Origin of the sequence: Pseudomonas sp. QC2 (assembly GCF_002859085.1) — a bacterium.
GTDB lineage: Bacteria > Pseudomonadota > Gammaproteobacteria > Pseudomonadales > Pseudomonadaceae > Aquipseudomonas > Aquipseudomonas petroselini.
This window is the reverse complement of record NZ_PKKS01000025.1, coordinates 249,756-262,169: the sequence shown is the minus strand read 5'-3', so window position 1 is coordinate 262,169 and position 12,414 is coordinate 249,756. Positions and strand designations below refer to the sequence as shown.

Annotated in this window: 12 protein-coding genes and 1 riboswitch; of the genes, 11 read left to right on the top strand and 1 reads right to left on the bottom strand. The window is 63.3% G+C overall.

The window, feature by feature from the left end; all coding sequences use genetic code 11:
- Positions 1-102: 102 nt before the first annotated feature.
- Entirely contained in the window at positions 103-732 is a 630-nt protein-coding gene (locus QCBJ_RS27775; RefSeq protein ID WP_043205719.1) for a C40 family peptidase, read from the top strand.
- 144 nt (positions 733-876) lie between these two features.
- Positions 877-1,416 (top strand): C40 family peptidase, encoded by a 540-nt coding sequence (locus QCBJ_RS27770; RefSeq protein WP_046036011.1) that lies wholly within the window; start codon positions 877-879, stop codon positions 1,414-1,416.
- A 166-nt stretch (positions 1,417-1,582) separates the two neighbouring features.
- Here QCBJ_RS27770 and QCBJ_RS27765 read toward each other — a convergent pair whose 3' ends face one another.
- Positions 1,583-2,896, bottom strand: a complete 1,314-nt coding sequence (locus QCBJ_RS27765; RefSeq protein ID WP_102062008.1) for a sorbosone dehydrogenase family protein — start codon at positions 2,894-2,896, stop codon at positions 1,583-1,585.
- A gap of 99 nt (positions 2,897-2,995) precedes the next feature.
- A riboswitch (cobalamin riboswitch) is annotated at positions 2,996-3,249 on the top strand.
- Positions 3,250-3,326: 77 nt separating this feature from the next.
- Here QCBJ_RS27765 and cobO point away from each other — a divergent pair.
- The 9 genes from cobO to cobC all read left to right on the top strand — a co-directional run bounded on the left by cobO (position 3,327) and on the right by cobC (position 12,412).
- Positions 3,327-3,938 carry a cob(I)yrinic acid a,c-diamide adenosyltransferase gene (gene cobO, locus QCBJ_RS27760; protein WP_015885241.1) on the top strand — a complete coding sequence of 204 codons (612 nt, stop codon included), beginning with the start codon at positions 3,327-3,329 and terminating at the stop codon, positions 3,936-3,938.
- Positions 3,935-5,338: a cobyrinate a,c-diamide synthase gene (locus QCBJ_RS27755; RefSeq protein ID WP_102062007.1), complete on the top strand. Its 1,404-nt coding sequence runs from the start codon at positions 3,935-3,937 to the stop codon at positions 5,336-5,338. Before cobO ends, QCBJ_RS27755 begins: the two co-directional genes overlap by 4 nt.
- Entirely contained in the window at positions 5,335-5,985 is a 651-nt protein-coding gene (gene bluB / locus QCBJ_RS27750) for a 5,6-dimethylbenzimidazole synthase (RefSeq protein ID WP_102062006.1), read from the top strand. The genes QCBJ_RS27755 and bluB overlap by 4 nt, the downstream gene beginning before the upstream one ends.
- Positions 5,982-6,890: an adenosylcobinamide-phosphate synthase CbiB gene (gene cbiB / locus QCBJ_RS27745; RefSeq protein WP_046036015.1), complete on the top strand. Its 909-nt coding sequence runs from the start codon at positions 5,982-5,984 to the stop codon at positions 6,888-6,890. Before bluB ends, cbiB begins: the two co-directional genes overlap by 4 nt.
- Positions 6,883-7,881, top strand: a complete 999-nt coding sequence (gene cobD / locus QCBJ_RS27740; protein ID WP_102062005.1) for a threonine-phosphate decarboxylase CobD — start codon at positions 6,883-6,885, stop codon at positions 7,879-7,881. Before cbiB ends, cobD begins: the two co-directional genes overlap by 8 nt.
- Positions 7,878-9,329, top strand: coding sequence for a cobyric acid synthase (locus QCBJ_RS27735; RefSeq protein WP_015885236.1), 1,452 nt, complete (start codon positions 7,878-7,880; stop codon positions 9,327-9,329). The genes cobD and QCBJ_RS27735 overlap by 4 nt, the downstream gene beginning before the upstream one ends.
- A gap of 937 nt (positions 9,330-10,266) precedes the next feature.
- Positions 10,267-10,788 carry a bifunctional adenosylcobinamide kinase/adenosylcobinamide-phosphate guanylyltransferase gene (gene cobU, locus QCBJ_RS27730; RefSeq protein WP_046036018.1) on the top strand — a complete coding sequence of 174 codons (522 nt, stop codon included), beginning with the start codon at positions 10,267-10,269 and terminating at the stop codon, positions 10,786-10,788.
- Positions 10,785-11,840 carry a nicotinate-nucleotide--dimethylbenzimidazole phosphoribosyltransferase gene (gene cobT, locus QCBJ_RS27725; RefSeq protein ID WP_102062004.1) on the top strand — a complete coding sequence of 352 codons (1,056 nt, stop codon included), beginning with the start codon at positions 10,785-10,787 and terminating at the stop codon, positions 11,838-11,840. The genes cobU and cobT overlap by 4 nt, the downstream gene beginning before the upstream one ends.
- Positions 11,837-12,412 carry an alpha-ribazole phosphatase family protein gene (gene cobC / locus QCBJ_RS27720; RefSeq protein WP_015885233.1) on the top strand — a complete coding sequence of 192 codons (576 nt, stop codon included), beginning with the start codon at positions 11,837-11,839 and terminating at the stop codon, positions 12,410-12,412. Before cobT ends, cobC begins: the two co-directional genes overlap by 4 nt.
- The last annotated feature ends 2 nt before the right edge of the window (positions 12,413-12,414 follow it).

Genomic DNA, 12,414 nt, shown 5'->3' with positions numbered 1-12,414 from the left:
ATAGTCCAATCGCGAAGTCACATAGATCACGATTGAATTTGCAAATCGATGTGATAGTGGGCATAGTCTCGACTTCTTTACATATCAGCCACGGTCGTGCCCATGCTAAATCGCTTCGCACCCCTCGTGCCTCTCGCACTCGTTACCCTGTTGTTTGGTTGCGCCTCCCACCCTCAGCAGGTGGCGGAACAGCAAAAACCACAGGTTCAAAATCAGGCAAAGTTCGTTGCTGCACAGTCTGCTTCTGTTTACGAAGAAGAAATGGCAACCGAAAAAGAGCTGGCCAACTTCGCCGGCAGCAAGCCTTATCAGCTTCCTGTGCTGGCCGACAGCATCCTCGAACGCGGCATGTCCCTGATCGGTACCCGTTACCGTTTCGGTGGTACCTCTGAAGCCGGTTTCGACTGCAGCGGCTTCATCGGTTACCTGTTTCGCGAAGAAGCTGGCATGAACCTGCCGCGTTCTACCCGCGAAATGATCAACGTGAATGCACCGTTGGTCGCACGCAACAACCTCAAGCCCGGTGATCTGCTTTTCTTCAGTACAGCTGGCCGTGGTCGAGTGAGCCATGCCGGTATCTACCTGGGCGATAACCAGTTTATCCACTCCAGCAGCCGTCGCAGTGGCGGTGTTCGAGTCGACAACCTGGGTGACAGCTACTGGAGCAAAACCTTCATCGAAGCCAAGCGCGCACTCGCCATGGCCCCGACTACGGTTACTGCTAGCAAGTAAACTTAAAGTGATACTTGAAGTTTGACGTGTAAGCGCTAGAATCCCTGGACATTGTTGTAATCCGTTCGCGCGAGCTTTGCTTGCGCGTTCTGGTTTTCAGCGTTCGGCAGCGAAAGCCGCATCCAGACCAGGATTGTTCTGCACATGTCGACCTCGGCCCGCCTGATTCTTATTGTTTGCGCCGCGCTGCTCAGCGCCTGCGCAAGCCGTCCACCGCCGCCCGCGCCTGTCGCGGTGAAACCTAAGCCGGTGTTCAACTACTCCACCCAGAATTTCTCGCCTGCGGCCGAAGACGTGCTTTTCCGTGCGCTTGGCCTGGTCGGCACGCCGTACCGTTGGGGGGGGAATACCCCGGACTCGGGGTTTGATTGCAGCGGCCTGATTGGGTTTGTCTTCCGTGATGCTGCCGGGATCTCCTTGCCGCGTACCACCCGTGAACTGATCGTGATGCGCGCCCAGGATGTCAGCGAGCAGAACTTGCAGACCGGCGACCTCTTGTTCTTCGCCACCGGTGGCGGTTCCCAGGTCAGCCATGCCGGGATCTACGTGGGGGAGGGCCGCTTTGTGCACGCGCCGCAAACCGGCGGTACGGTGAAGCTGGATACCCTGTCCAAGGCGTATTGGCAGAATGCCTACCTGAGCGCCAAACGCGTGTTGCCGGCGAATCTGGCGCGTAATCCCTGAATTAAACCCAGGCCCAAAGGTGGGCTTGCTGTGGTGAGCAGGCTTGCCCTGCGCTGGGCTGCGAAGCGGCCCCACCGGATCCTCAGTGAACCCGGCGGGGGACTAGTCGAATCTTCGCGCCTCCCCTAATCACAGCAAACCCCCTCCCACATTGGTTTTGCGGTGTTTATTGGGCCGCCGACACGCGCCACACTTTATTCCCCACGTCATCCGCCACCAGTAAATCCCCCTGCTGATCAATCACCACACCTACCGGCCGGCCCATGGCTTTCTCATCCTTGTCGAGGAACCCGGTCAGCACGTCCACCGGCTGTCCTTTGGGCTGCCCACCTTCGAACGGCACGAAGATCACCTTGTAGCCACTGTGCGGCTTGCGGTTCCACGAACCATGCTGGCCGATGAACGCGCCGTGGCTGAATTGCGCTGGAAGCTTGCTGCCCTCTGCGAATGTCAGGCCTAACGACGCCGTATGGGGGCCTACCGCGTAATCCGGTGCAATCGCTTTGGCCACCAGGTCGAGATTCTGTGGGTTGACGCGCACGTCTACATGCTGGCCGTAGTAGCTGAACGGCCAGCCATAGAAGGCGCCATCCTTGACCGAGGTGATGTAGTCCGGCACCAGGTCGCTGCCGATCTCATCGCGCTCGTTGACCGCTGTCCACAGCTTGCCGGTCTGCGGTTCCCAGGCCATGCCGTTGGGGTTGCGCAGGCCGGAGGCGAAAATGCGGTGCTGGCCGCTGGCGCGGTCCACTTCCCAGATCGCCGCACGGCCCTGTTCCGCTTCAAGGCCGTTTTCCCCCACGTTGCTGTTGGAACCGACACTCACGTACAGCTTGCTGCCATCCTTGCTGGCCACCACGTTTTTCGTCCAGTGGTGGTTCAACGGCCCGCCTGGCAGGTCGACCACCTTAGTACCGGCTTGCTTGATCGCGGTTTCGCCCGGTTGATAGGGAAAGCGCAACAGCTTGTCCGAGTCCGCCACGTACAGGTCGTTGCCGACCAGTGTCATGCCAAAGGGCGAATTAAGATTCTCCAGGAATACCGTGCGGGTTTCCGCGACGCCGTCGTGGTCGGCATCACGCAGCAGTGTGATGCGATTCGGGCTCGGTACCCCGGCACCGGCGCGGCCTATGACCTTTTCCATGACCCAGCCACGAATACCTTTGGAGTCATCCGGCTTGGGTGGCGCGTTGGTTTCCGCCACCAGCACGTCGCCGTTGGGCAGTACATACAGCCAGCGCGGGTGGTCGAGGCCCTCGGCGAACGCCGCCACCTGAGTGCCGGCAGCGGCGGTTGGCTTCACGCCTTCGGGCCAGCCGATGGCGGGCGCGATATTCACCGTGGGGATCAGGGTTTTGTTCGGTTCCGGCAATTTGGGCGAAGGCCCGGTGCCGTCGGAGACCTGGAGGGTGGAGCTTTCACCGCAGGCGGCGAGGGTGCCGGCGACCATGATGAGTAGGGCAAGTCTGGTTTTATGCATGGTGTTCTCCTTAATACCTGTAAGGGTAGAGGAGGTAGCCGAGGCGTTGGTTCAAGTCCAAGGCCAGCTTTAATTGACGCTCCACCCCCAACCCACTAACCTTCGCGGCTTGTTCCAGGTGCTCCGTGACCCATGGGTCGACGGAGTGAAACAGGGAAGCCGGTGAGTGAGCGCACTTGTACACAGTGCTGCCGCAATTCCGGCGCTGCCCCCGCAACGGTAAATGAGTCAAGACGGTGCCTTTTGCCACTGTATCGCCAGCGATATGGGAAGGCGCACCGTCGGCCTGCCTGCTTGATTAACGCAAGCGCCACTCATGAGCCCGGAGACCGGCCTGAAACATCCAACAGCATCACGGTGGGCGATGCTTGGCTGTCTGTGTTTCTTTTTCCTGCCCGCCGTTTTTGTCCAGCCCCAACGGAGAGCTGCCATGACCGATTCCCCCGAACGCGACGAACGCCATCTGGCGCGCATGCTGCGCAAAAAAGCCGTGATCGACGAACGCATCGCCAATTCCCCCAACGAGTGCGGTTTGCTGCTGGTATTGACCGGCAACGGCAAAGGCAAAAGCAGCTCCGCGTTCGGCATGCTGGCACGGGCCATGGGTCACGGCATGCAGTGCGGTGTGGTGCAGTTCATCAAGGGGCGCAACAGCACCGGCGAAGAATTATTCTTCCGCCGCTTCCCCGAGCAAGTGCGCTTTCATGTGATGGGCGAAGGCTTCACCTGGGAAACCCAGGACCGCCAGCGCGACATCGCCGCCGCCGAAGCCGCCTGGGCGGTTTCCCGTGAATTGCTGCAAGACCCGACCATCGGCCTGGTGGTGCTGGACGAATTGAACATCGCCCTCAAGCACGGCTACCTTGACCTGGACCAAGTCCTCAGCGACCTGCAAGCCCGCCCGCCGATGCAACACGTGGTGGTCACCGGCCGTGGCGCCAAGCCTGAGTTGATCGAAATGGGCGACACCGTCACCGAAATGGGCATGCTCAAGCACGCGTTCCAGGCCGGTATCAAGGCACAGAAGGGCGTCGAACTTTGAATCAGCCCCGTCATTGCCCGGCCGTATTGATCGCCGCACCGGCGTCCGGCCAGGGCAAAACCACCGTCACCGCCGCACTGGCCCGTTTGCACCGCAACCTGGGGCGCAAGGTGCGCGTGTTCAAATGCGGCCCGGACTTCCTCGACCCGATGATCCACGAACGTGCCAGCGGTGCGCCGGTGTATCAATTGGACATGTGGATGGTCGGCGAGCAGGAAAGTCGCCGTTTGCTGTGGGAAGCGGCAGGGGAGGCGGACCTGATCCTCATCGAAGGCGTGATGGGCCTGTTCGACGGTACACCCTCGAGCGCCGACCTGGCGCGGCACTTCGGCGTGCCGGTGCTGGGTGTGATCGACGGCACCGCGATGGCGCAGACGTTCGGCGCGCTGGCGTTGGGCTTGGCGCGTTATCAGCCGGACCTGCCGTTCGCGGGCGTGCTGGCCAACCGCGTCGGCACCCTGCGGCATGCGCAATTGCTTGAAGGCAGCCTCACCGAAGGCTTGCGCTGGTACGGCGCATTGTCCCGCGAGACCGGTATCGAATTACCCAGCCGGCACCTCGGCCTGGTGCAGGCCAGTGAACTGAATGACCTCGATGTGCGCCTGGACGCCGCTGCGCAAGCGCTGGGCAGCAGTTGCGAAGTGGCCTTGCCGCCACCCGTGACCTTTGCCGCGCCGCAAATGATCCCCGCTGAGCCGTTGCTCAATGGCGTGCGCATCGCTGTGGCCCGCGACGAAGCCTTTGCCTTTACCTACGGCGCCAGCCTCGACCTGCTACGTGCGATGGGGGCCGAGTTGAGCTTCTTCTCGCCGATCCACGATCGCGAATTGCCTGACGCCGACAGTCTCTATCTGCCGGGTGGTTACCCGGAATTGCATCATCAGGCGCTGTCGGAAAATACCTCGATGCTTGACGCCATCCGTGCCCATCACGTGGCCGGCAAACCCTTGCTCGCCGAGTGCGGCGGCATGCTCTACCTGCTCGACTCGTTGACTGACGTTGAAGGCACCCGTGCCAAACTGCTCGGCCTGCTGCAGGGCGATGCCGTGATGCAAAAGAAACTGGCGGCCCTGGCGCTGCAAAGTGTCGAATTGCCGGAAGGCACCCTGCGCGGCCATACCTATCATCACTCCCTGACCAGCACCGAGTGGCAACCGATTGCCCGTGGCCTGAGCCCCAACGGTGGGCGCGGGGCCGAGGCGGTGTATCGGCAGGGACGGATGACGGCTTCCTACGTGCATTTTTATTTCCCGTCGAATCCGGCCGCGGTGGCCGCCTTGTTTGCGCCGGACCTTGAGACCGCCATCGCAGGCAAGCCAGCTCCCACCGCGACAGTGTTCACAGATCAACCTGTGGGAGGGGCGGTGCGAGGATTCGACTTGCCCGCGAAGAGGCCATGACCAACAACGCCTTCCCCGAGGCCGACCGCCAGGCCGTCTACCGTGCCATCGCCGAACGCCGCGACATGCGCCACTTCAGCGGCGGCACTGTCGCCCCCGAATTGCTCCACCGCCTGCTGCAGGCTGCACACCAGGCCCCCAGCGTTGGCCTGATGCAGCCCTGGCGCTTTATTCGCGTCAGCGACCGCGTGTTACGTAGCCAGATTCAACAGTTGGTGGAGGAAGAGCGCGTGCGCACTGCCGAGGCCCTGGGCGAACGTTCCGACGCGTTCATGAAGCTCAAGGTCGAAGGTATTCACGATTGCGCCGAAGTCTTGGTGGCGGCGTTGATGGACGATCGCGAGCGGCACATCTTCGGCCGGCGTACCTTGCCGGAAATGGACATGGCGTCGTTGTCCTGTGCAATCCAGAACCTGTGGCTGGCGGCCCGCGTCGAAGGCCTGGGCATGGGCTGGGTGTCGCTGTTCGAGCCTCAGGCCCTGGCCGATCTGCTGGGTTTGCCGCCCGGCGCGAAACCCTTGGCCGTGCTGTGCCTGGGGCCAGTAGCCGAGTTCTACCCGGCACCGATGTTGCAGCTCGAAGGCTGGACCGAACCTCGGCCATTGAGTGACATGTTGTATGAGAATGTGTGGGGAGTGAGTCAATGAGTGTGGCCTTGCTGTGTGTCGCTGCCGTGGCGCTGGACGCGCTGCTGGGTGAACCGAGGCGCTGGCATCCGCTGGTGGCGTTCGGCAATTTCGCCGGGCGCATCGAGCAACGTTTCAACAGCGGCGGTCGCGGCTGGCGCAGCCATGGCGTGACCGCGTGGGTGATCGCCGTGGTGCCGTTGACGCTGCTGGCCACCGCCTTGTCGTGGGCGCCGTATATCGGTTGGGTCCTGGAGATCCTGGCGTTGTACTGCGCACTCGGCATGCGCAGCCTCGGCGAACATGTGATGCCCGTGGCCCAGGCCCTGCGCAGCGATGACCTGGAGGAAGCGCGCAAGCGTGTGAGCTACCTGGTCAGTCGCCAGACCAGTGAGCTGGACCGCACCGAAGTCGCCCGCGCCGCCACCGAGTCGGTGCTGGAAAACGGCAGCGATGCGGTATTCGCCGCGATTTTCTGGTTTGTGGTCGCTGGCGTGCCGGGCGTGGTGCTTTACCGCCTGAGCAACACCCTGGATGCCATGTGGGGCTATCGCAACGAGCGCTTTGAACGTTTCGGCTGGGCGGCGGCAAAAATCGACGATGTGTTGAACTACATTCCCGCGCGCCTGGTGGCGTTGACCTACGCCGTACTCGGCAAAACCCGACTGGCGCTTCAATGCTGGCGCACTCAAGGCCCGACGTGGGACAGCCCCAACGCCGGTCCGGTGATGGCTGCCGGTGCCGGCGCCCTGGGCGTGGAGCTGGGCGGCGCGGCGATCTATCACGGTGAAGTGCACCAGCGCCCGCCATTGGGCGAAGGCCCGGCGGCGGATGCCGATTCCATCGACCGGGGCTGGCAACTGGTGCAGCGCGGCGTATGGTTGTGGCTGCTGATCCTATGTGCGGGGGCGCAATTCTATGCTTGAACACGGTGGCCGGCTGCGCAAGGCAGCGATTCAGTACGGGATAGCCGAAGCCAATTGGCTTGACCTGTCCAGCGGCCTCGCGCCCTGGCCCTGGCCGATTCCCGAGATCCCCTTGCGCGCCTGGGCGCGCCTGCCGGAAACCGACGACGGCCTGGAGCAGGCTGCCGGCGAGTATTACGGCGCTGCGCACCTATTGCCGGTGCCGGGCTCCCAGGCGGCCATCCAGTTGCTGCCACGCCTGCGCCGTGCCGGCAAGGTCGGGGTGTTGTCTCCGTGCTATGCCGAACACGCCGAAGCCTGGCGCCGTGCCGGTTACGTGGTGCGCGAAGTGCAGGAGCAGGAGGTCGACTTCTTTCTCGATAGCCTCGACGTGCTGGTGGTGGTCAATCCCAACAATCCCACTGGCCTGAGCCTCACCCCGCAACGCTTGCTGGACTGGCATTCGCGGCTGGCCCGGCGCGGCGGCTGGCTGGTGGTGGACGAAGCCTTCATGGACGTCACCCCGCAACTGAGCCTGGCGGGCCAGGCGGGCCAGGCGCATCAAGTCGGCCTGATTGTGCTGCGCTCGTTCGGTAAATTCTTCGGCCTGGCCGGCGTGCGACTGGGCTTTGTATTGGCCGAACGCAAGCTGCTCAAGCTGCTCGCCGAACAGGTCGGGCCTTGGGCCGTCAGCGGCCCGACGCGGGTGCTGGGCCAAGTGTGCCTGCGCGACACCGCCGGGCAGGCGCGGCAACGCGTGCGTTGCATTGAGGCGGGACAGCGTTTGTTCGCCTTGCTTGAGCGCCACGGCTTTCAACCCCAGGGCGGCTGCGCCTTATTCCAATGGCTGATCACGCCCCACGCCGAACGCCTGTACGAATTCATGGCCCAGCGCGGCATCCTGCTGCGCCTGTTTGTTCACGACAGTAGCCTGCGTTTTGGCTTGCCCGGCACTGAGGTCGACTGGCTGCGCCTCGACGAGGCCCTGGCCGCCTATAAGGAAGCTGCATGAGTACGCTGATGGTGCAAGGCACCACCTCCGACGCCGGCAAAAGTACCTTGGTGACGGCGCTGTGCCGCTGGCTGATACGCCAGGGCGTGGCGGTCGCGCCGTTCAAACCGCAGAACATGGCGCTCAACAGCGCGGTGACGGCCGAAGGCGGCGAGATCGGTCGCGCCCAGGCGGTGCAGGCCCAGGCCGCCAACCTGGCGCCGCACACCGATATGAACCCGGTGCTGCTCAAGCCCAACAGCGACACCGGCTCCCAAGTGATCATCCATGGCCGCGCCGTGACCAGCATGAACGCGGTGGCCTATCACGACTACAAAGCCATCGCGATGCAAGCGGTGCTGGCCTCCCACGCACGGTTGAGCGAGGCCTACCCGGTGGTGATGGTAGAAGGCGCAGGCTCTCCGGCCGAGATCAACCTGCGCGCCAATGACATCGCCAACATGGGCTTCGCCGAGGCGGTGGATTGCCCGGTGCTGCTGATCGCCGACATCAATCGCGGCGGTGTTTTTGCCCACCTGGTCGGCACCCTGGAATTGCTGTCGCCCACGGAACAGGCGCGGGTCAAAGGGTTCATCATCAACCGTTTTCGCGGCGACATTGCATTGCTGCAACCGGGATTGGATTGGCTGGAAGCACGCACCGGCAAACCGGTGGTGGGCGTATTGCCTTACGTGATGGATCTGCACCTGGAAGCCGAAGACGGCATCGACCGGCGTCAGATCGACAAGGCGGCGCAGGTGCTCAAGGTGGTGGTGCCGGTGTTGCCGCGTATCAGCAACCACACGGATTTCGATCCGCTGCGCCTGCATCCCCAAGTGGATCTGCAGTTCGTCGGCCCAGGCCAGCCGATTCCTGCCGCCGACCTGATCATCCTGCCAGGCTCAAAAAGCGTGCGCAGTGACCTGGCCTATCTGCGCGCCAACGGCTGGGAAACCGCCGTGGCACGGCACCTGCGCTATGGCGGCAAGGTGCTCGGTATTTGCGGCGGTTTGCAGATGCTCGGCGAGCAGGTGCATGACCCGCTGGGCCTGGAAGGGCCCGCCGGTTCCAGCGATGGCCTGGGGTTGCTGGCGTTCAGCACCACGCTGGAAGAAGAGAAGCAGCTGCGCAACGTGCGCGGGCGTTTGTTGCTCGAGGATGCGCAGGTCAGCGGGTATGAGATCCATGCGGGCGTGACGACCGGCGATGGCCTGTCGAATGCTGCGGTGTTGTTGGATGACGGGCGCAGCGATGGCGCCCAGAGTGCGGATGGGCAGATCCTTGGCACTTACCTGCACGGCTTGTTCGAAACAGCGGCGGCGTGCAGTGCTTTGCTGCGTTGGGCGGGGTTGGAGGATGTGCAGGCAGTGGACTATCACGCTTTGCGCGAGCGTGATATCGAGCGTCTGGCTGACTTGGTGGAAAACCATTTGGATACTGAACTGTTACGTGAGCTATGTGGGATTTGACGGTGTGCACGCGATTCCAGTGTGGGAGCGGGCTTGCCTGCGAAGGCGTTGGGTCGGTGTACATATCCATTCCTGTGGTAACGGCTGCTGGTGGTTCCGCTCTTACAGCGGGTCACTTTTGGAAGGACCCAAAAGTAACCAAAAGGTCCTCGCCCCACCACTCGGCACCTCGCCTGGGCTCGGTGTGCCCTCACTCCGGCTTTGGAGCGTGGGCCGCCGCGATGGGCCATCCTTGGCCCAGCGCGGCTAACCCGGCGTCCTGCCGGGTTACCCACGCTCCAAAGCCTGCGTTCGGCCAGCGTGGTTTTACGGGGCGCCTGAGATCAAAATCAAAAGCCAGATCAAACGCGAATCTGCTTTTCTGTGGGAGCGGGCTTGCCCGCGAAGGCGGCCTGACAGCCGACCCCTATTTACTTGATGCCCCACACTCCAAATGTGGGAGTGGGCTTGCCCGCGATGGCGGCCCGACGGCCGCCCCCTATTTACCTGATGCCCCCCACTCCAAATGTGGGAGTGGGCTTGCCCGCGATGGCGGCCCGACGGCCGACCCCTATTTACCTGATGCCCCCCACTCCAAATGTGGGAGTGGGCTTGCCCGCGATGGCGGCCTGACAGCCGACCCCTATTTACCTGATGCCCCCCACTCCAAATGTGGGAGTGGGCTTGCCCGCGATGGCGGCCCGACGGCCGACCCCTATTTACCTGATGCCCCCCACTCCAAATGTGGGAGTGGGCTTGCCCGCGATGGCGGCCCGACGGCCGACCACCCTTTACCTGATGCCCCACGCCCCAAAGGTGGGAGTGGGCTTGCCCGCGATGGCGGCCCGACGGCCGACCACCCTTTACCTGATGCCCCACGCCCCAAATGTGGGAGCGGGCTTGCCCGCGATGGCGGCCTGACAGCCGACCCACTTCAGCCAACCCAAGGTGCCATCCCATGCTTCAACTGATCCTCGGTGGCGCTCGCTCCGGCAAAAGCCGTCTCGCCGAAAGGCTCGCCAGCGACAGTGCCTTGCCCGTCATTTACATTGCCACCAGCCAACCGCTGGATGGCGAGATGAACGCGCGCGTCGCGCTGCATCGCCAACGTCGCCCGGATGATTGGGGCTTGATCGAGGAGCCTGTTGAGCTGGCGCGGGTGCTTCGGGAGAACGCTGCCGTGGGGCAGTGTCTGCTGGTGGACTGCCTGACGCTGTGGCTGACCAATCTGCTGATGCTCGAGGACGTCGAACGCTTGGCGCTCGAACGCGAACAACTGCTGGAAACCCTGGCCTCGCTGCCGGGTGAAATCATTTTTGTCAGCAACGAGACCGGTCTGGGTGTCGTGCCGCTGGGCGAATTGACTCGCCGCTATGTGGATGAAGCCGGTTGGCTGCATCAAGCCTTGGCCGAGCGGTGTCAGCGTGTTGTCCTGACCGTTGCCGGCCTGCCCCTGACTTTGAAAGGTACTGCGTTATGACTGACACCTGGTGGCTCAACCCTTGTAAGGCGATCGACGCTCAAGCGTACGAACAAGCCCTGGCGCGCCAGCAACAATTGACCAAGCCGGCCGGTTCCCTCGGTCAGTTGGAGGCGCTGGCAGTGCAATTGGCCGGTCTGCAGGGCCAGGTCAAGCCGTCGGTGGATTCTCTGTGGATCGCCATTTTCGCCGGTGACCATGGCGTGGTTGCGGAAGGCGTGTCGGCGTTTCCCCAGGAAGTCACCGGGCAGATGCTGCATAACTTTGTCACCGGTGGCGCGGCCATCAGCGTATTGGCGCGGCAGTTGGGTGCGCAGTTGGAAGTGGTCGACCTGGGGACGGTGACGCCGTCGCTGGATCTGCCGGGTGTACGGCACTTGAATATCGGCGCGGGCACGGCCAACTTCGTCAACGGCCCGGCGATGACCGAGGCTCAGGGGCAGCTCGCCCTGCAAGCCGGTCGCGACAGTGCGTGGCGTGCGTTGGCAAACGGGGCGCAACTGTTTATCGGCGGCGAGATGGGCATCGGCAACACCACCGCCGCCAGTGCGCTGGCGTGTGCCTTGCTCGATTGCCCGGTCAGCGACCTCACCGGGCCGGGCACCGGGTTGAATGCCCAGGGTGTCAGCCACAAAGTGGCCGTGATCGAACGCGCGCTGGCGTTGCATGCCGGTCAGCGCGGTAATGCGTTGCAGAGCCTGTTCAATCTTGGCGGCTTTGAAATTGCCGCACTGGTGGGTGCGTATCTGGCCTGCGCCCAGGAAGGCATCGTGGTGCTGGTGGATGGGTTCATCTGCACGGTCGCGGCGCTGGTGGCGACACGCGTGAACCCGGGGTGCCGTGAATGGCTGGTGTTTGGCCATCGCGGTGCCGAGCCTGGCCATCGTCATGTGCTGCAGCGTCTGGACGCGCAGCCATTGCTGGAACTGGGTCTGCGCCTGGGTGAGGGCAGCGGTGCTGCGCTGGCGGTGCCGTTGTTGCGCCTGGCCTGCGCGCTGCACGGGCAGATGGCGACCTTCGCCGAAGCCGCCGTGGCAGACCGTCCGGCATGACCTTGCGCCTGGACCTGCTGCGCCACGGCGAAACCGAGATGGGCGGCGGCCTGCGCGGCAGCCTGGATGACGCACTCACCACCAAGGGCTGGGCGCAGATGCGTGCTGCTGTTGTGGCGCAAGGGCCGTGGGACCGCTTGGTCAGTTCGCCACTGCAACGTTGTGCGCGGTTCGCCGAGGCATTGGGCGCTCAACTCAACCTGCCGGTCACGCTGGAAAAGGATCTGCAAGAGCTGCACTTCGGTGCCTGGGAGGGGCAAAGTGCCGCCGCCTTGATGGAGACCGACGCCGAGGGGCTGGGCTTGTTCTGGGCTGATCCCTACAGTTTTACGCCGCCGGAGGGGGAGCCTGTCAGCGACTTTTCCGGTCGGGTTCTGGGCGCTGTCGCACGTTTGCATCAGGCTTACGCCGGTGAGCGTGTGTTGTTGATCAGCCATGGCGGCGTGATGCGCCTGTTACTGGCGCAAGCGCGTGGCTTGCCTCGGGAGCAATTGCTAAACGTGGAAGTTGGCCACGGTGGGCTATTCAGCCTGCAGGTCGCCAACGACGGCGCGCTGAAGGAAGTGGGGTGACC